Annotated in this window: 19 protein-coding genes; 17 read left to right on the forward strand and 2 right to left on the reverse strand. The window is 70.0% G+C overall.

All coding sequences use genetic code 11. From position 1 onward, the window contains the following. Positions 1-173 precede the first annotated feature (173 nt). From flhB to OK345_RS09040, 12 genes are all read left to right on the forward strand, one after another. Positions 174-1,304, forward strand: coding sequence for a flagellar biosynthesis protein FlhB (gene flhB, locus OK345_RS08985; protein WP_265127628.1), 1,131 nt, complete (start codon positions 174-176; stop codon positions 1,302-1,304). Beyond that, positions 1,301-3,403, forward strand: coding sequence for a flagellar biosynthesis protein FlhA (gene flhA, locus OK345_RS08990; protein ID WP_265155019.1), 2,103 nt, complete (start codon positions 1,301-1,303; stop codon positions 3,401-3,403). The genes flhB and flhA overlap by 4 nt, the downstream gene beginning before the upstream one ends. 157 nt (positions 3,404-3,560) lie before the next feature. Beyond that, positions 3,561-5,315 (forward strand): flagellar biosynthesis GTPase FlhF, encoded by a 1,755-nt coding sequence (gene flhF / locus OK345_RS08995; RefSeq protein WP_265127629.1) that lies wholly within the window; start codon positions 3,561-3,563, stop codon positions 5,313-5,315. Next, a complete protein-coding gene (locus OK345_RS09000) occupies positions 5,302-6,186 on the forward strand; it encodes a MinD/ParA family protein (RefSeq protein WP_265127630.1) in 885 nt (294 codons plus the stop codon). The genes flhF and OK345_RS09000 overlap by 14 nt, the downstream gene beginning before the upstream one ends. Continuing rightward, a complete protein-coding gene (locus tag OK345_RS09005) occupies positions 6,183-6,929 on the forward strand; it encodes an RNA polymerase sigma factor FliA (protein ID WP_265127631.1) in 747 nt (248 codons plus the stop codon). The genes OK345_RS09000 and OK345_RS09005 overlap by 4 nt, the downstream gene beginning before the upstream one ends. Positions 6,930-6,944: 15 nt before the next feature. Next, entirely contained in the window at positions 6,945-7,337 is a 393-nt protein-coding gene (gene cheY, locus OK345_RS09010) for a chemotaxis response regulator CheY (RefSeq protein ID WP_265127632.1), read from the forward strand. Then, positions 7,337-7,960: a protein phosphatase CheZ gene (locus OK345_RS09015; protein ID WP_265127633.1), complete on the forward strand. Its 624-nt coding sequence runs from the start codon at positions 7,337-7,339 to the stop codon at positions 7,958-7,960. The genes cheY and OK345_RS09015 overlap by 1 nt, the downstream gene beginning before the upstream one ends. A 4-nt stretch (positions 7,961-7,964) precedes the next feature. Further along, a complete protein-coding gene (locus tag OK345_RS09020) occupies positions 7,965-9,842 on the forward strand; it encodes a chemotaxis protein CheA (protein ID WP_265127634.1) in 1,878 nt (625 codons plus the stop codon). An 85-nt stretch (positions 9,843-9,927) separates the two neighbouring features. Beyond that, the gene (locus tag OK345_RS09025; protein ID WP_265127635.1) at positions 9,928-10,668 is read left to right on the forward strand and encodes a flagellar motor protein; all 741 of its coding nucleotides are present in this window, start codon (positions 9,928-9,930) and stop codon (positions 10,666-10,668) included. A gap of 8 nt (positions 10,669-10,676) precedes the next feature. After that, positions 10,677-11,657: a flagellar motor protein MotD gene (gene motD, locus OK345_RS09030; protein ID WP_265127636.1), complete on the forward strand. Its 981-nt coding sequence runs from the start codon at positions 10,677-10,679 to the stop codon at positions 11,655-11,657. After that, entirely contained in the window at positions 11,657-12,439 is a 783-nt protein-coding gene (locus OK345_RS09035) for a ParA family protein (RefSeq protein ID WP_265127637.1), read from the forward strand. Before motD ends, OK345_RS09035 begins: the two co-directional genes overlap by 1 nt. Then, positions 12,436-13,407: a chemotaxis protein CheW gene (locus OK345_RS09040; RefSeq protein ID WP_265127638.1), complete on the forward strand. Its 972-nt coding sequence runs from the start codon at positions 12,436-12,438 to the stop codon at positions 13,405-13,407. Before OK345_RS09035 ends, OK345_RS09040 begins: the two co-directional genes overlap by 4 nt. 251 nt (positions 13,408-13,658) lie before the next feature. On the opposite strand, the gene OK345_RS09045 is transcribed toward OK345_RS09040, so the two are convergent. Further along, positions 13,659-14,219 carry a hypothetical protein gene (locus OK345_RS09045; protein WP_265127639.1) on the reverse strand — a complete coding sequence of 187 codons (561 nt, stop codon included), beginning with the start codon at positions 14,217-14,219 and terminating at the stop codon, positions 13,659-13,661. A gap of 60 nt (positions 14,220-14,279) precedes the next feature. After that, positions 14,280-14,558 (reverse strand): hypothetical protein, encoded by a 279-nt coding sequence (locus tag OK345_RS09050; protein WP_265127640.1) that lies wholly within the window; start codon positions 14,556-14,558, stop codon positions 14,280-14,282. A gap of 359 nt (positions 14,559-14,917) precedes the next feature. Between OK345_RS09050 and OK345_RS09055 the strand changes: the two genes are divergently transcribed. The 5 genes from OK345_RS09055 to OK345_RS09075 all read left to right on the forward strand — a co-directional run bounded on the left by OK345_RS09055 (position 14,918) and on the right by OK345_RS09075 (position 21,516). Beyond that, positions 14,918-15,226 (forward strand): STAS domain-containing protein, encoded by a 309-nt coding sequence (locus OK345_RS09055; protein WP_265127641.1) that lies wholly within the window; start codon positions 14,918-14,920, stop codon positions 15,224-15,226. After that, positions 15,223-15,588 carry a response regulator gene (locus OK345_RS09060; RefSeq protein WP_265127642.1) on the forward strand — a complete coding sequence of 122 codons (366 nt, stop codon included), beginning with the start codon at positions 15,223-15,225 and terminating at the stop codon, positions 15,586-15,588. The genes OK345_RS09055 and OK345_RS09060 overlap by 4 nt, the downstream gene beginning before the upstream one ends. 39 nt (positions 15,589-15,627) lie before the next feature. Beyond that, a complete protein-coding gene (locus tag OK345_RS09065) occupies positions 15,628-17,604 on the forward strand; it encodes a chemotaxis protein CheA (protein ID WP_265127643.1) in 1,977 nt (658 codons plus the stop codon). Positions 17,605-17,694: 90 nt separating this feature from the next. Continuing rightward, positions 17,695-18,867, forward strand: a complete 1,173-nt coding sequence (locus tag OK345_RS09070; protein WP_265127644.1) for an OprO/OprP family phosphate-selective porin — start codon at positions 17,695-17,697, stop codon at positions 18,865-18,867. A 408-nt stretch (positions 18,868-19,275) separates the two neighbouring features. Continuing rightward, entirely contained in the window at positions 19,276-21,516 is a 2,241-nt protein-coding gene (locus OK345_RS09075) for a methyl-accepting chemotaxis protein (RefSeq protein ID WP_265127645.1), read from the forward strand. Positions 21,517-21,602: the final 86 nt, after the last annotated feature.

Here is a 21,602-nt window from a genome sequence, read left to right on the forward strand (position 1 = left end):
CGAGGCGCCACGCCTGCCGTTCCCTGCGGCGGCTGCCACGGCCTTGCCTGCTGCCGTTCCGGCTGGCCGCCGGGCGGAACCGGGCCGCACCGGCATGCCCGCCCGGGCCGGCCCCGCGCGCCGCCGGAACGGCGCTTGCATCGGCCACGGCAGCCCCCTGCCAGCACAGCCCGATGTCCGAGAACGAACAAGCCGGCGAAAAGACCGAACAACCTACCGAAAAACGCCTGCGCGACGCCCGCGAACAGGGCAACATCCCGCGTTCGCGCGAACTGGCCACCGCCGCCGTGTTCACCGCCGGCGTGCTGGCGCTGATGGTCTTCTCCGGTTCCATGGCCCGCGCGGCACTGGGCTGGATGCGGCTGGCGCTGTCGCCGGAACCGACCCTGCGGCATACGCCGATGGCGCTGTTCGGCCACGCCGGCGAGCTGCTGCTGCGGCTGATGCTGGCGATCGCGCCGCTGATGGTGGTGTGCGTGCTGGCCAGCTTCCTGGCACCGTCGCTGATGGGCGGGCTGCGCTGGTCCGCCAAATCGATGACGCCGGATTTCAAGCGGCTCAATCCCCTGGCCGGCCTCAAGCGCCTGTACGGCCCGGAGGCCATCGCCGAGTTCATCAAGTCGCTGCTGCGCGTGGCCTTCGTCGGCCTGGCCGCGGGGTTGTGCGTGTGGCACGGCATCGACTCCCTGCGCGGGCTGCTGCACCAGCCGCTGGAACGCGCCCTGGTCAATGGCCTGGGATTCACCCTGAAACTGGTGCTGTCCACCGCGCTGGCCATGGCGCTGCTGGCCGCCATCGATGCCCCGTACCAGAAGTGGAACTGGCGGCGGAAGCTGAAGATGACCCGCGAGGAGCTGCGCCGCGAGCTCAAGGAGAGCGAGGGCAGCCCCGAGGTGAAGGGCCGCATCCGCCAGTTGCAGCAGCAGATGTCGCAGCGGCGGATGATGGAAGCGGTGCCGGGCGCCGACGTGGTGGTGGTCAACCCGACCCACTACGCGGTGGCGCTGAAGTACGAGGGCGGGCGCATGAACGCCCCCACCGTGGTCGCCCTGGGCGTGGACGAAGTGGCGCTGCGCATCCGTGAAGTGGCCGACGGCAACCGGGTCGCCATCGTCTCGGCACCGCCTTTGGCACGCGCCTTGTATCGGGAAGGGCAACTCGGCAAGGAAATTCCCGTGAGACTGTATTCGGCCGTCGCCCAGGTCCTGTCCTACGTCTACCAGCTGCGCAGCTGGCGCAGCGGCCCGATGCCGCCGCAGCCGGCCTTCGAGGTCGACGAATTCGGCAATGGAGGCCGCGCATGAGCGCCCAGCCCGCCCCGATGAACGCCCGCAGGCTGCTGGGCATGGTGCGCAACGGCCTGGGCGCGCCGCTGATCGTGCTGGCGCTGCTGGCGATGGTGGTGGTGCCGCTGGCCCCGCCCGTGCTCGACGCGTTGTTCACCTTCAACATCGCCATCTCGCTGATGGTGCTGCTGGCGGTGGTGTACGTGAAGCGTCCGCTGGATTTCACCATCTTCCCGATCGTGCTGCTGGTCACCACGATGCTGCGGCTGGCGCTGAACGTGGCCTCCACCCGGGTGATCCTGCTCAACGGCCAGAACGGCCACGAGGCCGCCGGCAAGGTGATCGCCGCGTTCGGCGAGTTCGTGATCGGCGGCAACTACGCGGTCGGCATCGTGGTGTTCGCGATCCTGACCATCATCAACTTCGTGGTCATCACCAAGGGCGCCGGGCGCGTGTCGGAAGTGACCGCGCGCTTCACCCTGGACGCGATGCCCGGCAAGCAGATGGCGATCGACGCCGACCTCAACGCCGGCCTGCTGACCCGCGAGGAGGCCAAGGCCCGCCGCGAGGAAGTGCGCGAGGAAGCCGACTTCTACGGCGCGATGGACGGCTCCAGCAAGTTCATCCGCGGCGATGCCATCGCCGGCATCCTGATCCTTTTCATCAACCTGATCGGCGGCCTGGCGGTCGGCGTCCTGCAGCACGGCATGCCGTTCGGCGACGCCGCCGCCACCTACACCCTGCTGTCCATCGGCGATGGCCTGGTGGCGCAGCTGCCGGCGCTGCTGGTGTCCTCGGCGGTGGCGATGCTGGTCACCCGCGCCTCGCGCGCGCAGGACATGAGCCAGGCGATGATGGGCCAGGTGTTCGGCCAGCAGCGTGCGCTGGCCATCGCCGCCGCCATCCTCGGCCTGGTCGGGCTGGTGCCGGGCATGCCCAACGTCGCTTTCCTGACGCTGGCGGCAATCCTCGGCTTCCTCGCCTGGAAGCTGTGGAAACGCGAGCAGCGGCCGGCACCCGACGCGGCCGCGGCCGGGCCGACCGGCGCCAACGGCCTGCCGCTGCCGGTTCCGCAGCCCTCGCCCAGCGCCGAACTGACCTGGGACGAACTGCGTCCGGTGGATCCGCTGGGCCTGGAAGTGGGCTACCGGCTGATCCCGCTGGTGGACAAGACCCAGGGCGGCGAGCTGATGGCGCGCATCAAGGGCGTGCGCCGCAAGCTCACCCAGGACCTGGGCTTCCTGATCCCCTCGGTCCACATCCGCGACAACCTGGAACTGCCGGCCAGCGGCTACCGCCTGCTGATCCACGGCGTGCCGGTGGCCACCGCCGAGATCCACCCCGACCGCGAACTGGCGCTGGACCCGGGCAGCGCGCTGGGCACCCTGGAAGGCATCGCCGGCAAGGACCCCGCGTTCGGCCTGGACGCGACCTGGATCCAGCCGCACCAACGGCCCAATGCCGAATCGCTGGGCTACACCGTGGTCGATCCGGCCACCGTGGTCGCCACCCACCTGTCGCACCTGATCCGCGAGCACGCGCCCGAACTGCTCGGCCACGAGGAAGTGCAGCAGCTGCTGGCCAACCTGGCCAAGAGCGCGCCGAAGCTGGTCGAGGACCTCACCCCCAAGGCGCTGCCGCTGTCGGTGGTGGTGCGGGTGCTGCAGAACCTGCTGGTCGAGCGCATCCCGGTGCGCCAGCTGCGCAAGATCGTCGAGGCGCTGGTGGAGAACGCCGCGCAGACCCAGGACCCGGCCGCGCTGACCGCCGCGGTACGCAACGCGCTGGGCCGCTTCATCGTGCAGGAGATCGCCGGGATGTCGCCGGAACTGCCGGTGTTCACCCTCAACCCGCAACTGGAACGCGTCTTGCAGGAATCCACGCAGGGCAACGGCGCCGCGCTGGAACCCGGTCTCGCCGAGCGACTGCACCAGAGTCTGGCCGACTGCGTCGGCAAGCAGGAAGCGAAGAACGAGCCGGCCGTGGTGCTGGTACCCGGTCCGGTCCGCGCCGCGCTGGCGCGCCTGGTCCGACACAGCGTCCCCTCGCTGTCGGTCCTGGCCTACAGCGAGGTACCGGAGGACAAGCGCCTGAAACTGGTCGGAACGATCAGCTGACGGCGACCGGAATCCGGCGCCCGCGCCGGAAAACGGACACAAGCGACACCGCATCACCGAAACACCGAAGCAGGACCAGGAACGCCCGTAGACGCCGCCAGAACGTCGCCCCGCATTCCCGAACGCCAACCAGAATTCAACTTCCCGGTACCACAGCATGAAAATCAAACGTTTCGTCGCCTCCGATATGCGCACCGCCATGAACATGGTGCGCAAGGAACACGGTCCTGACGCTGTCATCCTGTCCAACCGGCGAATCGAGGAAGGCATCGAGATCGTCGCCGCCGCGCACTACGACGAGAGCGTGGTGCAACGCGCACTGGAAGCCGCGCGGCCGACGCCGCCGGCGGCGCCCAAGCCGCGCAGCGCGGCCGAGGCGATGATCGCCGCGGTCACCCGCCGCAAGGCGCCGGAGCCCGAACCCGTGGCCCCCACCACCTCGGCGGTGGCCGCGCTGGCGCGCGCCGCGGTGGGCGCCACCGGACGCACCATCGAAAGCGCGCACGAACTGGGCAACGGCATTGGCAGCCGCTTCGCTTCGCTGGTCAAGCCGCGCCCGGAAGCGCATCCGGCGCTGTCCACGCAGAGCTTCGCCACCCTGCCCTCGACCGACGAGGAACCGCCGGCGCTGCCGCCGGCACGTGCCGCCGCCGTCGCCGCGGCCGCGCCGATCAACCGCGCCCGCTTCGTCATCGACCCGCCGCTGGAGGAAATGCCGCTGATGCCGATGGCCTCCCGGGCCGCCGCAGCGGCCCCGGCCCGTCCGCAGCCGGCACCGGCGGCGATCCCCGCTCCTGCCGTGTTCGCCCCGCCGGCGGCGCAGGAACCGGCCCCGGCCATCGCCATGCCTTCGCCGGCACTGTCCGCACTGCACACCGAAGTCCCCGCCCGCGAGGTCCGCGTCCCGGCGGAAGCGGTCGAGGCAACTCCGGCCCCGGTCGCAGCCGCTGCTCCGGCTCCGCAGGCCGCAGCGCTGAGCGTGGTCCCGGTCGCCACCCAGCGTGACGACGAGCAGATCGCCCAGCTGCGCCAGGAAGTGGCCGGCATGCGGCAGATGATCGAGCGCGAGATGAACCGCTTCACCGACGAGCGCCTGCGCGGCTGCCCGGTGCGCGCCAACGCGCTGGACCTGATGGACGAGTACGGTTTCGATGCCGGCCTGTCCCGCGACGTGGCGATGGCGATGCCGGCCGACACCGAGGCCCATCGCGCCCGCGGCCTGATGCTGGGGCTGATCTCGAAGAAGCTGCCGATCGCCCCGGTCGACCCGATCGAATCCGGCGGCGTGATCGCCCTGGTCGGCCCCACCGGCGCCGGCAAGACCACCACCATCGCCAAGCTGGCCTCGCGTTTCGCCGAAGCCCACGCCGCCCGCGACGTCGCCCTGGTCACCACCGATACCCAGCGCATCGGCGCCCGCGAGCAGCTGTACGGCTTCGGCCGCCAGCTCGGCATCGCCGTGCACGAGGCCAACAGCGGCACCAACCTGAGCCAGCTGCTCGACCGCCTGGCCGACTACAAGCTGGTGCTGATCGACACCGCCGGCCTGGGCCAGCGCGACCGTGCCCTGGCCGCGCAGCTGCAGTGGCTGCGCGCCGCCGGCCAGATCCGCACCCTGCTGGTGCTGCCGGCCAACACCAGCTTCCAGGACATGGACGAGGTGGTGCGCCGCTTCGGCGCCGCCAACCCGCAGGGTGTGGTGCTGACCAAGCTGGACGAGACCGGCCGCTTCGGCAGCGCGCTGTCGGTGGCGGTCGACCACCGCCTGCCGATCACCTGGGTGACCGACGGCCAGGACGTGCCGGAGGACCTGCACCGCGCCAGCGCCGCCAATCTGGTGCTTCGCCTTGAAGATTTGCGCCGCGCGGCCGATATGCCCTGCAACCCGGAGTTGAACCATGCCGTCGCGTGAGTACGCCAAGCTGACCAAGACCTTCCCGTTGTCGGCCACCCGCCGCCAGCCGCTCAGCCCCGTGCGCACCATCGCGGTGACCGGTGGCAAGGGCGGCGTGGGCAAGAGCAACATCTCGGCCAACCTGGCCGTGGCCCTGGCGGACATGGGCAAGCGCACGCTGTTGCTGGACGCCGACCTGGGCCTGGCCAACATCGACGTGATCCTGGGCCTGCAGCCCCGGTTCACCCTGGCCGACCTGGTCGCCGGGCGCTGCACCCTGCCCGAGGTCATCGTCGAGGGCCCCGGCGGCGTGCTGGTGGTGCCGGCCGCGTCCGGGCGCCGGCACATGGCCGAACTGCAGCCGGCCGAGCACGTCGGCCTGGTCAACGCCTTCTCCGAACTGGAGCTGGAGCTGGACGTGCTGGTGATCGACACCGCCGCCGGCATCACCGACAGCGTGCTCACCTTCTGCCAGGCCGCGCAGGACACCGTGGTGGTGGTCTGCGACGAACCGGCCTCGATCACCGACGCCTATGCCCTGATCAAGGTGCTCTCGCGCGAACGCGGGGTGGACCGCATCCAGGTCGTGGCCAACATGGTGCGCGACCCCAACGAGGGCCGCGTGCTGTACGAGAAGCTGGTGCGGGTGTGCGAGAAATTCCTCGCCGACGTCTCGCTCAACTACCTGGGCTGCGTGCCGCAGGACGACTGGCTGCGGCTGTCGGTACAGCGCCAGCAGCCGGTGGTGAAGGCCTACCCGGCCGCACCGGCTTCGCAGGCGATCCAGGAGATCGCCCGCCGTACCGCCCGCTGGCAGGCGCCGACCGAGGCCCGCGGCGGCGTCGAGTTCTTCCTCGAACGCATCATCCAGCGCGGGGTGACGCCATGAAGGGGGCCGCACAGTACCGTGAAGTGCAGCGCAGCGCTGCCACCGACTGCATCACCCAGCACGCGGACCTGGTGCGCCGCATCGCCCACCACCTGGCCGCGCGGCTGCCGGCCAGCGTCGAGATCGACGACCTGATCCAGGCCGGCATGATGGGCCTGATCGAGGCCTCGCGCAGCTACGACTCCGAACAGGGCGCCTCGTTCGAGACCTACGCCTCGATCCGCATCCGCGGCTCGATGATCGACGAGATCCGCCGCGGCGACTGGGTGCCACGCTCGGTGCACCGCCGCGCCCGCGACGCCGCCGCCACCATCCGCCGGCTGGAGCAGGAAACCGGCCGCGCCGCCAGCGCCACCGAAGTGGCCGCGGCCATGGAGATGCCGCTGCCCGAGTACCTGCGGCTGATGGAGGACGCCGCGCGCGGCCAGGTGCTGAGCCTGGAGTCGCGGGTGGAGGACCAGGGCGAACTGGACACCGTGGCCCGCGGCGGCCCCAACCCGCAGCAGATGCTGGAACGCAGCCAGTTCGGCCATGCCCTGGGCGACGCCATCGGCCAGCTGCCCGAGCGCGAGCAGCTGGTGCTGTCGCTGTACTACGAGCAGGAACTGAACCTGAAGGAGATCGGCGCGGTACTCGGCGTGAGCGAGTCGCGCGTCTGCCAGATCCACGGCCAGGCGGTGTTGCGCCTGCGTGGCCGACTGAAGATTTTCGAGGCGGCCGACGCCGGCCTCGAGGACCATTGAACCGAGGAATGTGATTTGAACAAGAACATGCGGGTCCTGATCGTGGACGACTTCTCGACCATGCGGCGCATCGTCAAGAACCTGCTGGGCGACCTGGGCTTCAGCAACACCGCCGAAGCCGAGGACGGCAACAGCGCGCTGGCGCTGCTGCACAGCCAGCCGTTCGACTTCGTGGTCACCGACTGGAACATGCCGGGCATGACCGGCATCGAGCTGCTCAAGGCGATCCGTGCCGACGACAAGCTCAAGACCCTGCCGGTGCTGATGGTGACCGCCGAGGCCAAGCGCGAACAGATCATCGAGGCGGCGCAGAACGGCGTGAACGGCTACATCATCAAGCCGTTCACCGCGCAGACCCTGGAAGAGAAGCTCGGCAAGATCTTCGAACGGCTGGCGGCCAGCGCCTGATGGACACCGTCGCCGAGACCAACAGCGAACGCAGCGCCCTGATCGAACGCCTGCAGGGTGCCCTGGATGCCCTGGAAGGCGGCGACGAGGCCGGCTGGCGCCGGGAAATCGACGTCCTCGCCGCCTGGCGCACCCGCCCGATGATGCAGGGCCTGAGCCGGCTCGCGCGCGAGCTGGGCCAGGCGCTGGGCGAACTGCCGAGCGTGCCCGAGGAAGCCGGCGAACTGAACGACGCCTGCGCGCGCCTGGACCACGTGGTGCAGATGACCGAGCAGGCCACCCACCGCACCCTGGACCTGGCCGAGGAATGCCGCTCGCTGGCCGACCAGCTGCGTACCGGCGGGCTGGGTGCCGAGCAGGAAGCGGTGCTGGAGAAGATCCGCCACAACCTCACCGAGATGGCGCTGACCCAGAGCTACCAGGACCTGACCGGCCAGATCATCCGCCGCGTCGTGGGCATCGTGCGCCGCGTGCACGAAGGCTTCGGCGCCCTGGGCCTGCCGCCGCAGCAGGACGAAGCAAAACGCGACACCGGCCTGGCCGGCCCGGCCGTGGGCGGCCTGGACCGCCATGCGGTGTCGCAGAACGACGCCGACGACCTGTTGTCGGATCTGGGACTGTAATGCCATGAGCGCCGTACCCGACGACATTGCCGCCGATTTCATCGTCGAGGCCCAGGAGATCCTGGACCGCCTGGGCGAACAGCTGGTGTCGCTGGAGCAGGCGCCCCAGGACAGCGACCAGCTCAACGCCGTGTTCCGCGGCTTCCACACCCTCAAGGGCGGTGCCGGCTTCCTGGCCATCCACGCCATGGTCGGGCTGTGCCACGCCGCCGAGGAAACCCTGGGCATGGCCCGCTCCGGCAAGGCCGTGCTGCAGCCACACCACTTCGACGCCGCGCAGCAGTCGCTGGACTGGCTGCAGGCCATGCTCGACGCGGTCTCGGCCGGCACCGAGCCGGAACACGCCCCGCCGCAGCTGATCGCCCAGTTCGACGTCAACGCCGCGCCGGCCACGGCCGCACCGGTGGCCGCCGCGCCGGCCCCCGCCGCCGGCGACAGCGACCTGATCAGCGACGACGAGTTCGAGGCCCTGCTCGACCAGTTGCACGGCAGCGCCGCGCCCAGCGCCAAGCCGGCGCCGACGCCGACGCCGGCCGCCGCTGGCGACGACCTGATCAGCGACGACGAATTCGAAGCCCTGCTCGACCAGCTGCATGGCGGCGCCGCCCCCGGCAGCCAGCCGCTCGCCGCCGCGCCGGCAGCCCCTGCCGCCGCACCGCCGGCGCCCGCACCGGCCCCGCGCCCGGCGCCGACCGCCGTTCCCAGGCCGGTGGCCAAGCCCGCGGCCGAAGCCGAACACACCGTGCGCGTGGACACCAAGCGACTGGACGCCATCGTCAACCTGATCGGCGAACTGGTGCTCTCGCGCAACCGGCTCAAGACCCTGCGCGCGCGGCTGAAGGACGAAGAGCTGGACCGCGCCGTCTCCACCCTGGACATCGCCACCGCGCGCCTGCAGTCGGCGGTGATGCGCACCCGCATGCAGCCGGTGGGCAAGGTGTTCTCGCGCTTCCCCAAGGTCGCCCGCGACGTCGCCCGCAACCTCAAGAAGGAAGTGGAACTGGAGCTGATCGGCGCCGACACCGAGCTGGACCGCAACCTGGTCGAAGCGCTGGCCGACCCGCTGGTGCACCTGGTGCGCAACGCCATCGACCACGGCATCGAGATGCCCGACCTGCGCGAGGCGCAGGGCAAGTCGCGCAACGGCCACGTCCGGCTGTCGGCGCAGCAGGAAGGCGATTACGTCAGCATCGAAGTGCAGGACGACGGCGCCGGCATCGACCCCGAGCGGCTGCGCGCCAAGGCCCGCGAGAAGGGCCTGATCGACCCGGAAGCCGCCGCCCGCCTGAGCAGCGAGGAATGCCTGCACCTGGTGTTCCTGCCCGGCTTCTCGACCAAGCAGGAAGTCACCGACATCTCCGGCCGCGGCGTCGGCATGGACGTGGTGCAGTCGCGCATCCGCGAACTGAGCGGACAGATCCAGATCCAGTCCGAACTGGGCCGCGGCAGCCGCTTCCTGATCCGCGTGCCGCTGACCCTGGCGATCCTGCCGACCCTGCTGGTGCAGGCCGGCGAGGACGTCTACGCGCTGCCGCTGGCGCGCGTGATGGAAGTGCTGCACGCCCCGCATACCTCGCTGGGCTGGTTCGACGGCCGCGCGGTGCTGGACCGCAAGTCGCACACCCTGCCGCTGGTGGACCTGCGCCGCTGGCTGGACGTGGAACCGGCCGCCTCCTCGCTGCTGACCATCGTCGTGCTGCAGGCCGGCGAGGCCCGCTTCGGACTGGTGGTGGACCAGGTGCGCGGCCGCGAGGAAGTCGTCATCAAGCCGCTGCCCAAGGCGCTGCGCGGACTGCGCGGCTATGCCGGCGCCACCCTGATCGGCGACGGCCGCATGGCGCTGATCCTGGACGTGGACGGACTGCGCGCCGGCCATGACTGACCTGCCGCCCTTCCCCCGACCCCGATGGCGGACGCCGGCCCGGCCGGCGTCTCAAGTCCCCTTCACCTAAGCCGATACCGGATAAATGGACAGACTCAGTCTCATCGGACTTTTCCTGGCGCTGGCCTCGCTGGTGGGCGGCAGCATCCTCAAGGGTGCCGGCCTGGCGTCGCTGTGGTCGCCTGCCGCCTTCGTGATCGTCATCGTCGGCACCATCGCCGCGATCCTGCTGCACACCTCGCCGGCGATCTTCCGCCAGGCGTTCCGCATCGTCGGCTGGGTGGTGCGGCCGCCGGCCAGCGACCGCCGCCAGCTGATCCAGCAGATCGTGGACTGGAGCAACATCGCCCGCCGCCAGGGCCTGCTGGGCCTGGAAGCGCAGGTGGAACTGCAGGACGACCCGTTCCTGCGCAAGGGCCTGCAGCTGCTGGTCGACGGCGTGGAGCCGGAGACCATCCGCCACATGCTGGAGATCGAGATCAGCAGCGAGGAGCAGCACAACCTGGCCGCCACCCGCGTGTTCGAAGGCATGGGCATCTACGCCCCCACGCTGGGCATCATCGGCGCGGTGCTGGGCCTGATCGCGGTGATGAAGAACCTGGCCGACCCGAGCAAGCTCGGCCACGGCATCGCCGCCGCGTTCACCGCCACCATCTACGGCATCGCCTCGGCCAACCTGCTGTTCCTGCCGGTGGCGGCCAAGCTCAAGAGCGTGATCCACGGCACCTCGCGCGAGCGCGAGATGATCGTCGAAGGGCTGATCTCCATCGCCCAGGGCGAGAACCCGCGCAACATCGAAACCAACCTGTCCGGCTTCCTGCACTGAACTGAACCATGGCCCGTCGCAAGCACCACGAAGAACACGTCAGCCACGAGGCCTGGGCGATCCCCTATGCCGACCTGATGACGCTGCTGCTCGCCTTCTTCGTGGTGATGTACGCCATTTCCTCGGTCAACGAGGGCAAGTACCGGGTCATGGCCGATGCCCTGACCACCGCCTTCGGCGGCGCCCCGCGCACCATCAGCCAGGTGCAGGTGGGCAACAAGCAGCTGCAGGGCGGCGGCTTCGACAGCCCGTCGGTGATCCGCGCGCCGAGCATGACCGGCGGCGCCGTGGCCGACCCCACCCAGCTGCCGTCGATGGCCTCGCAGATGCGCATGCCGGTATCGATCCACAACCACGAGCAGCTGCAGCGCGCCGAGCGCCAGCTGGACAGCATCGCCAACCGGCTGAGCGTGGCGCTGGCGCCGCTGATCGACCGCGGCATGATCACCGTGCGCCGCACCGAGCTGTGGATCGAGGTCGAGATCAACAGCGACATCCTGTTCGGCACCGGCTCGGCCACGCTCGACGTGCACGCGCGCGACACCCTGTCGCGGCTGGCGCAGGTGCTCGACGACGTGCCCAACGGCGTGCGCGTGGAAGGCCACACCGACAACCTGCCGATCGCCACCGCGCAGTTCCCCTCCAACTGGGAACTGTCGGCGGCACGCGCGGCCAGCGTGGTGCACCTGTTCGCCGACCAGGGGCTGCAGCCGGAGCGGCTGGCGATGGTCGGCTACGGCGAATTCCGGCCGCGCGACGACAACGACACCCAGGAGGGCCGCAACCGCAACCGGCGGGTGATGGTGATCATCCTGGCCGACTCGGTCGGCTCGGCCGAGCAACTCGGGCAAGGCGTGATGAGCGCCGAGGCGATCGACCCGGCCCCGCCCGTCCAGCCGCTGTACGCACCGGATACCCCGGCCCAGGCACGGCCGGCGGTCGCCGGCGGCGGCACCGCCGCATCCGGCGTGATCGAAGGAGTGCACTGATGCGCATTTGGGCCATTGCCAACCAGAAGGGCGGCGTCGGCAAGACCACCACCACGCTGTCGCTCGGCCGCGGCCTGGCCGCGCAGGGCAAGCGCGTGCTGCTGATCGACCTCGACCCGCACGCATCGCTGACCCGTGCCTTCGGCGTGCCGCTGGAACCGGCGCCGCATGGCGTGCTGGACCTGTTCGCCGCGCCGCCGGCGGAACTGTCGGCGCTGGCCAACGCCAGCGACATTCCCGGCCTGGACTACATCTGCGCGCAGGCCGCATTGGCCACGCTGGAGCGCCGCAGCGCCAACCAGCCCGGCCTCGGCCTGGCGCTGCAGAACGCGCTGGTCCGCCACGCCGGGCGCCACGACTACATCCTGCTCGACTGCGCGCCCACGCTGGGGTTGCTGATGATCAACGCCCTGGCCGCAGCCGACCGCCTGGTCATCCCGACCCAGGCCGAGCCGCTGGCGCTGCATGGCCTGGACGGCATGGTGCGCACCGCCGACATGGTCGAGCGCTCGCGCCGGCGGCCGCTGCCGGTATCGATCCTGCCCACCCTGTTCGACCGCCGCACCCGCGCCGGCAACGAGACCCTGAAGCAGATGCAGGACCGCCACGGCCCGCGCGTCTGGGAAGACGCGATCCCGGTCGATACCCGCATCTGCAACCCGGCCACGCTCACCGTCCCCGCGGTCGCCGGCGAGTACCCCGGCCGCGGCCTGTCCGCCTATCGCCGCGCGCTGGAATGGATCATGGCCGACGACGCGCAGTGCATGGAGCAGGCCGCATGAACCAGAACGACGTGCTCGACGATTATCTGGAAGAACTGCTGCTGGACGCCGTACCGGTCGCGGCGCCGGCCGCGCCGGCCGGGGCTGCGCCGGCAAGCGAGGAAGCGGCGATCGGCACCGGCGAGGCAGCTGCCGGTTCCAGCGTCGCCGACGACACCCTCGTCATGCCGGCAGGCTCCCCGGCAACAGCGGCCGTCGCCATCGAGGCGCCGGCGCCCTCCGCGGCAGCCGCCGACAGTGCCGACGCCGTTCCGGCGCCGGCCGAACCCGGGCAGCCGGCGGCAGCGGAAAAAACCGCGACCGGACCGGCCCCGGCGGCAACTCCACCCGCTCCGCAGCCTGTCGCCAAGGCGCCGGCGCCCTCCTCGCCCACCAGGCCATCTCCGGTGCCCCAAGCTGCCCCTGCTCCCGCTGTCAGCGCCACGCCGCTGGCCGCCGCCTCGCTGCGCGCGGTGGCGACACCGTCGGCCAACAGCGCCTGGAACGAACTGCAGGCCCAGGCCCGCCTCCACGCCAACTCGCCGCGCCACGAGCGCCGCGCCAACGAACGCACCACGCGCTGGCTGCGCCTGCGCTGCGGCAACCAGGCCTACGCACTGGAACTGCTGAAGGTGCAGGAAGTGGTACTGCCGGTGCCGTTGCTGCCGCTGCGCGGCACCGCCGCGGCGATGCTGGGCATCATGAACCTGCGCGGCCAGGTGGTGCCGGTGATCGACCTGGGCATGCGCCTGGGCGGGCGCCCCGTCGAGGAAGACAGCCAGACCCGCATCGTCGTGCTCGAAGAGGACGGCGAGACCCTGGGCCTGCGCGTGTCGGCCGTGGAAGACGTGGCCAACCTCACCGACTCGCAGATCGAACCGCCGGACACCGCGCGCATCTGCCAGATCTCCAACGACCTGTTCCGCGGCGTCGCCCGCCTGGGCCAGCAGCCGATGATCCTGCTGGACGCCACCCGCCTGCTGCACTGAGCAGCAGCCGGACATATCCGGTACGGCTGGCCTCCGAGCGGGACCGGAGTCCGGGCGCACGCTGCCATGCGCCGCCGCGAACCCCGGCCTTGGCGGGCGTCGCCGCCATGCCTGGCGTGGATGGGTTCCAGCCCGGGCGCGGGAACAACAAGCAACCGTCGCCGTTGCCTCGAACCCGCCCCCATCCATCGGCCGGGGCCGGAATCGCCGGAAACGAGGAATCCCGTGCCTGCCGGGCGGACTTGTGCGGATCAGCCGATCCACTCCGCCGGCGGAACGAAATCCAGGTATTCGATCCCCTGTTCCTCCAGGCCCTGCTTGACGCGCTGGTGAATGACGATCCCGTTCACCGCCTCGGCCAGGCGGAACATGCCTGCGCCCCGGGTCCTGCTTTCGTCGATGGCCAGGGAGTCGAAATCCGTGTCGATCGAGGCGACGCCATCGTGGGCCTCGTAAACCGACCCGTCCAGATCCGCCGCGGAAACGATGCCGACGATATTTATGACTTTGTAGTTCCCGTACTCGATATTGTTGGCCGCGTCTTTCACGACCGCATCAAAGCACTGGAAGTTGCGGACCCCACAGCGATGCAGCGCGTCGATCATTTCATCGCTGAAAAGCAGCACGCCCGAGTCGAACATGGGCATCATGCGCCCCGGGAACTGCGGATCCAGCTCGACGATCACGGGGACCCGTATGGGCGCGGTGATGGCGCGCCCCAGGTTCCAGTTGACTCCGTCAAAGTGCGGCCAATCGCCGATCGCCGCCACGTCCTCTTCATCGGGCCCATGGCACTCGAGCATGTAGTACATCCCGCTCATCCGCCGGCCGACGCACCCGGGACAGCGCCGGCAGCCGATGCCGCACCCGCATCAGGCACGGCCATGGTCCCGCTCCCTGAGCATGGCCGAATACTTGACTATGTCCTCGATGTAATCCGCGTACTTTTTCCGCAACCCGTCCTGCATGCCCCCGGTGGTGTCGGCCAGCAGTTCCTCGAACAGGGCCATCTTCCGCTCCCCGGCCGCAAGCAGGCCGCCTACCTCCCCGGCCGGGATATCCCCTTCCGTCGCGGCGTAGAGATCATCGCAAAGCCGGTTGATTCCCTTGCCGATCGCGATCGAACGATCGCTGAATTCCTCGATATCCAACCCCATCTTCCGTGTCATCGTCCTGCCCCGGCGGATTCGACTTCCGAGTGTATCAGCGCGAACGGAGTCGCCTCCCGGCGGCAATGGGTCCGGATCCGGACGCCGATGTCGAACCGCCGGCGCGGCCTACCGGCCCCGCCGCGAATGCCGCGCCGGCCGGGCCGCTGCCCGGGTCTGCGGATGCACCGGCTCGTCGGCCGGGCCCGGCCGCGGGCGTCGATGGGCGGGGAACGCCGGCCTTCCCGGCAATCAGCCCCCAGCCATGCCGGCCCCGCTCCCGAAGCCCGGCGTTCACATCGCCCTAAAGCTTCCCCCGGTGCGGCCGTTATGACTGTCGGAACCGTTCGTCCGGAGCAATGATGAGCACTGTGGCACTGGGTCAGGATCTCGGCATCGAGACCAGCACCGAGCTGAAGCAACAACTGGCGCCCTACCTGGAACACGCCGGCGCGCTGCGCGTCGACGCCAGCCAGGTCGGCCGCATCCACACCGCTGCGGTACAGGTGCTCTGCGCCTTCGTCGACGCCCGCCGCAAGGCCGGGCACGACACCGGCTTCGATGGCTGCACCGATACCTTCCGCGACGCCGCGCGCCTGCTCGGCGTCACCCAGGCCCTGGGCCTGGAAGCAACCCCCGACAACCTGAAATCTGTGGAGAACGCTGCATGAGCGCACGTATCTTGGTGGTGGACGATTCGGCGTCGATGCGCCAGATGGTCTCTTTCGCCCTCACCTCGGCCGGTTTTGCCGTCGAAGAAGCCGAAGACGGCGCCGTCGCGCTCGGCCGCGCCAAGGGCGCGAAGTTCAATGCCGTGGTGACCGACGTCAACATGCCGAACATGGACGGCATCTCGCTGATCCGCGAGCTGCGCCAGCTGCCGGACTACAAGTTCACGCCGATGCTGATGCTGACCACCGAGTCGGCCGCCGACAAGAAGTCCGAAGGCAAGGCCGCCGGTGCCACCGGCTGGCTGGTCAAGCCGTTCAATCCCGAACAGCTGGTCGCCACCGTCCAGAAAGTCCTGGGCTGATCCCCTCCCCGCCGCAACCACAGACCGGATACCGCGCCCATGAGCATGGACCTTCAACGTTTCCACGCCACCTTCTTCGAGGAAAGCCGCGAAGGGCTGGACGCGATGGAGGCCGGCCTGCTGGCGATGGAGGACGGCCAGCACGATGCGGAGACCATCAACTCGGTGTTCCGCGCCGCGCACTCGATCAAGGGCGGCGCCGGCACCTTCGGCTTCGATGCCATCGCCAGCCTGACCCACGTGCTGGAAACGCTGCTCGACGAACTGCGTGCCGGCAAGCGGGCGCTGGAAAGCGCTGCGGTGGACGCGATGCTGGCCTCGGTGGACGTGCTGCGGGCGCTGCTGCGCGAAGCCGAACACGGCCAGCCGGCCGATCCGGAAGCGGTCCGCGCGGTCACCGTGCGGCTGCAGGCCGTGCTCTCCGGCGAGGCCGCCCAGGCGGCCGGCGCTGCCGAGGCCAAGGGCGACGAAACCCCGGACGGCTGGCAGATCGGCTTCGTGCCGGCGCCGTCGCTGTTCATGAGCGGCAACGACCCGCTGCGCATCATCCGCGAGCTGGAGAGCCTGGGCTCGCTGCAGGTCGCCGCCCGCCTGGAGCGGCTGCCCGGCTTCGCCCACCTGGATCCGCTCGAAGCCTACATGGCGTGGGACCTGGGCCTGATCGGCAAGGTGCCGCGCAGCAAGATCGAGGACACCTTCGCCTGGGTGGTGGACGATTGCGAGCTGGACATCCGTCCGGCCGCGCCGCCCAGCCTGGCGACCGTCGCGCCGGCCCCCGTGGCCGAAGCGCCGCGCGCGGCCGCAGCCGCCGCGAACGCACCGGCTGCCGGCGGCGGCCAGGAAGCCGAGAGCTCGATCCGCGTCAGCGTCGACAAGGTGGATGCGCTGATCAACCTGGTCGGCGAGCTGGTCATCACCCAGGCCATGCTCAAGCAGGTGTCCGGCGCGCTGGACCCGGTCCACGCCGAACGCCTGTTCGCCGGACTGGACCTGCTCGAGCGCAACACCCGCGACCTGCAGGAAGCGGTGATCGGCGTGCGCATGCTGCCGGTGGATGCGGTGTTCCGCCGCTTCCCGCGGCTGGTGCGCGACCTCTCCACCCGACTGGGCAAGCAGGTACGCCTGCGCACCATCGGCGAAGGCACCGAGCTGGACAAGGGCCTGATCGAGAAGATCGCCGACCCGCTGGTGCACCTGGTCCGCAACTCCATCGACCACGGCCTGGAAATGCCCGACGTGCGGCGCCAGGCCGGCAAGGACGAGGCCGGCACCATCACCCTGGCGGCCTCGCACCAGGGCGGACACATCGTCATCGAGGTCAGCGACGACGGCCGCGGCCTGAACCGCGACAAGATCCTGGCCAAGGCGCAAGAACGCGGCCTGGCCGTGCCGGACAACCCGACCGACGCGCAGGTCTGGGACCTGATCTTCCAGCCGGGCTTCTCCACCGCCGATGCGGTCACCGACCTGTCCGGCCGTGGCGTGGGCATGGACGTGGTCCGTCGCAACATCCAGGCGCTGGGCGGCGAAGTGCAGCTGGAAAGCGAGACCGGCCGCGGTACCCGCGTGCTGATCCGGCTGCCGCTGACGCTGGCCATCCTCGACGGCATGACCGTCGCGGTCGGCGGCGAAACCCTGATCCTGCCGCTGGCCTACGTGCTCGAAGCGCTGCAGCCCAAGGACGAGGACGTGCGCACCATGGCCGGCGAAGGCCGCGTGCTGCGGGTGCGCGGCGAATACCTGCCGATCCTGTCGCTGCGCGAGTGCTACGGCTACGACGACGGCGGCGGCAATGCCGAGCCGCTGGTGGTGGTGGTCGAGGGCGACGGCCAGAAGATCGCGCTGGAAGTGGACGAACTGCTCGGCCAGCAGCAGGTGGTGGTCAAGAACATCGAGAACAACTACCGCCGCATCAGCGGCGTCTCCGGCGCCACCATCCTGGGCGACGGCCGCGTCGCGCTGATCGTGGACATCGGCGGCCTGGTGCGCTCGCTGCGCGTTCCCCAGGCCGCCTGACCCCCCATCCCCGCCGGGAGCCGTTCCGCCACGTTGTCCCGCGACGGTGCGGGCGGCCAGGCTTCGCCCGGCCCGCCCGCAGGAATCCGCATGAAACCCGCCTCATTGCTCGCCCTGGCCACCCTGGCCCTTCCTGCCGCCGCTGGCGCGCAAGGCGTTCAGGGCAACCCTTGGCCGCCGCGGCTGACCTTCGCCGACGGCAGCGAACTGTCGCTCGGCGGCAACCTGGCCTGGGACGTCAACCGCTTCGACGACGATGGCACCGCCCTGGAAGACGACCAGGACTGGCGTCGCCGGGAATTCGGCATCGTGCTCAAGCGCAAGGGCGTATACGACCTCACGGTCGCCTACGACTTCCATGGCAAGACCTGGATGGATGCGGCGCTGCGACTGGAAAGCAAGGCGCTGACCGGGCGCGACCTGGGCAAGCTGCGCATCGGCCAGATGAAGCTGCCGCTGGGCTTCGAGGGCAACACCGCCACCCGCAACGGCGCCTTCATGGAGAACGCCCTGCCGACCCAGGCGTTCTACCAGGGCCGTCGCATCGGCCTGGACTGGGCGCTGGAACGCCCCGCATGGCTGCTCAACGCCGGCTACTATTTCGACGACCTGCAGGGCAACAACCCCGGCAACAGCATGGCCGCGCGCGCGGCATGGACGCCGTGGAAGGCCGCCGACCGGGTCCTGCACCTGGGCATGTCCGCCACCCGCGAACGGCCCGATCCGGAGACCAACGGCCTGGGCGTAGAGGTGCCGCCGAGCGTGCGCTGGCGGGCCAAGCCGGAGGCCTCGCTGACCGCGGTGCGGCTGGTCGACTCGGGCACGCTGACGGACATCGACCTCATCGATCGCCAGGGCCTGGAGGCGCTGTGGATCCAGGGCCCGTGGTCGCTGCAGGGCGAGTACCTGCGCCAGAACACCCGCCGCGGCCACGGTCTCCCGGACTACGGCAGCGACGGCTGGTACCTGTTCGCCAGCTGGCTGCCCACCGGCGAATCGCGCAGCTATTCCGGCGGCAATGTCGCCAACCCCAAGCCTTCCGGCAGGTACGGTGCGGTGGAGCTGCTGGCCCGCTACAGCGATCTCGACCTGGACAGCGACGGCATCGCCGGCGGCCGCGAGCGCAACTGGACCCTCGGCGCCAACTGGTACCTCGGCCCGCACCTCAAGTTCCAGGCCAACTACATCAAGGCCGATGCCCGTCGCGGCACCGTGCACGTGCGTCCCGAAACGGTGCAGCTGCGCGCGCAACTGCATTTCTGAAGGCGGCCGGAAGGCCCACCGTCCGCGCGGGCCGGGAACCGGTGCCGCGCCCTCCTCCGGACGAAAGTCGCGGAGTGACCCGCGCTTTGCGCTGTTGTGAAGCTTCTCCGGCCTGTGCGGGGCGGGGACCGCGCCGCTGCCGGCAAGCGGCCTCCCAGGCCAACGGATCCCTGTGTGTGGACGACGGCGAAGGTCCTGCCGTCAACCCGAAGCCTGCGCCGCTCCCGCCCGAGCACATCGCTCGCACAGCTGTCAAGAACCGCCCTGCGGTGCCGCTATTGCATATGTGCCCCGGTTGTCCATCTGCCGGCAGCTCCCCACGCAACCCGTTCCTCCCCTGCCCCGCGGCCCGGCTCCGGCGCGGCCGGCCGGTGTGTTGCCCAACATATGCCTACGGAGATCCATCCGATGAAGTGGTTCCAGAACCTGTCCATCTCCCGCAAGCTGCTGCTGGCGTTCGCCATCACCAGCCTGCTGACGCTGTTGCTGGGCTTCTTCTCGTTGTGGCGCATGGCCCTGTCCGACACGCAGATGGACCAGGTCAACGAGAACTGGATGCCCGCGGTCCAGCACCTGGGCGAGATGCGCGTGCAGCTGGGCGAGTTCCGCGCCTATGAGCAGGCGCAGCTGAACTTCCAGGGGAATGCCGAGGAACTGGCCGACTACGACAAGCGGCTGGCTTCCACCCGCGCGCTGGTGGAGGCTTCCGAGAAGGCCTACGACGACATCGAAAGCGACTACACCCCCGAAGAACAGGCGCTGTACGACAAGGTCAAGGACCTGCGCACGGCGTACTTCGAGGCGCACGACCGCATCGCCGGGTCCATCGCCGTCGACGACTTCGAGACCGCCCGCACCATTTCCAGCACCGATTCCCGCCAGCTGCGCCGCGAACTGTTCGAGCAGCTCAAGCAGCTGTCGCAGTACAACGCCGACCAGCTGGCCAAGGACGTCGCCGATTCCAAGCGTGTCTACCGGCGCTCGGTCGCCACGGTGGTCGGAGGATTGCTGCTGTCGCTGGCGCTGGCCGGCCTGCTGGGCTGGACCATCACCCGCTCGATCATGCGTCCGCTGGGCGAGGCGGTACGCGTGGCCGACGACGTCTCCGCCGGCAAGCTCGACCGCCGCATCGATGCCTCCCGCCAGGACGAAACCGGCAAGCTGCTGTCGTCGATGCAGCGCATGCAGGCGCAGCTGCAGTCGGTGATCGCCGCCCAGCGCGAGATGGGACGCCAGCACGACGCCGGCATCATCAGCTACCGCATGGACGATGCCGCGTTCCCCGGCGACTACGGCGTGATGGTCGCCGAGACCAACCGCCTGGTGGCCAACCATATCGAAGTGAAGATGCAGGTCATCGACCTGGCCCAGCGCTATGCCATCGGCGACCTGAGCCGCGACATGGAGCAGCTGCCCGGCGAGAAGGCCGAGATCACCGAGACCATGGCGGCGATCAAGCGCAACCTGGGTGCGATCAACCAGGAAATCCGGCGCCTCAGCAGCGCCGCCGCGGCCGGCGACTTCAGCCAGCGCGGCGACGAGGCCCGCTTCGAGTACGACTTCCGCGACATGGTCGCCGGCCTCAACCGGTTGATGGAGACCACCGACGGCAACCTGGCCGAAGTCTCCGCCCTGCTGCAGGCCATCGCCCGCGGCGACCTCACCGTGCGCATGGACGGCGACTTCCACGGCGTGTTCGCACGCATGCGCGACGACGCCAATGCCACCGTCGCCCAGCTCACCTCCATCGTCGGCCGCATCCAGGCCGCCGCCTCCAGCATCAACCTGGCCGCCTCCGAGATCGCCACCGGCAATACCGACCTGTCGCGCCGCACCGAGCAGCAGGCCGCCAACCTGGAAGAGACCGCCGCCTCGATGGAGGAACTGACCTCCACCGTGCGCCAGAACGCCGAGCACGCCCGCCAGGCCAACCAGCTGGCCATCGGTGCGCATGGCGTCGCCTCGCAGGGCGGCGAAGTCGTCGGCCAGGTGGTCACCACCATGAGCGCCATCGAGGCCTCGTCGAAGAAGATCGCCGACATCATCAGCGTCATCGACGGCATCGCCTTCCAGACCAACATCCTGGCGCTCAACGCCGCGGTGGAAGCCGCCCGTGCCGGCGAGCAGGGCCGCGGCTTCGCCGTGGTCGCCTCGGAAGTGCGCACCCTGGCCCAGCGCTCGGCCGGCGCCGCCAAGGAGATCAAGGGCCTGATCGACGACTCGGTCGAGAAGGTCAGCGAAGGCTCGCAGCTGGTGCACCAGGCCGGCACCACCATGGGCGAGATCGTCGGCAGCGTGCAGCGGGTCACCGACATCATGGCCGAAATCAGCGCGGCGTCGCAGGAACAGAGCGCCGGCATCGAGCAGGTCAACCAGACCGTCACCCAGATGGACGAAGCCACCCAGCAGAACGCCGCGCTGGTCGAAGAAGCCACCGCCGCTGCCCGTTCGATGGAGGAACAGGCCAGCCAGCTGGCCGAGGCCGTGGCGATCTTCCGGCTCGCCGGGCAGGCGCCATCCATGTCGAAGCCGGTGGCCAAGCCCGTTGCCGCCAGGCCGGCAGCGGTGGTGGCAGCGCCGCCCAAGGCAGCCGCCATCGTCCGCCCGGCCCTTGTGGCGGTGGGCGATTCGGACTGGCAGGAGTTCTGATGCATGCCGGCGCCCCCGTACTTGCAGGGGCGTCGTTTCCCCGGAGCCGCGCCCGGCCCCATCCCGCCACCGTTCGTCGCAACGCA

This window comes from Xanthomonas chitinilytica (genome assembly GCF_026107455.2).
Classification (GTDB): domain Bacteria; phylum Pseudomonadota; class Gammaproteobacteria; order Xanthomonadales; family Xanthomonadaceae; genus Stenotrophomonas; species Stenotrophomonas chitinilytica.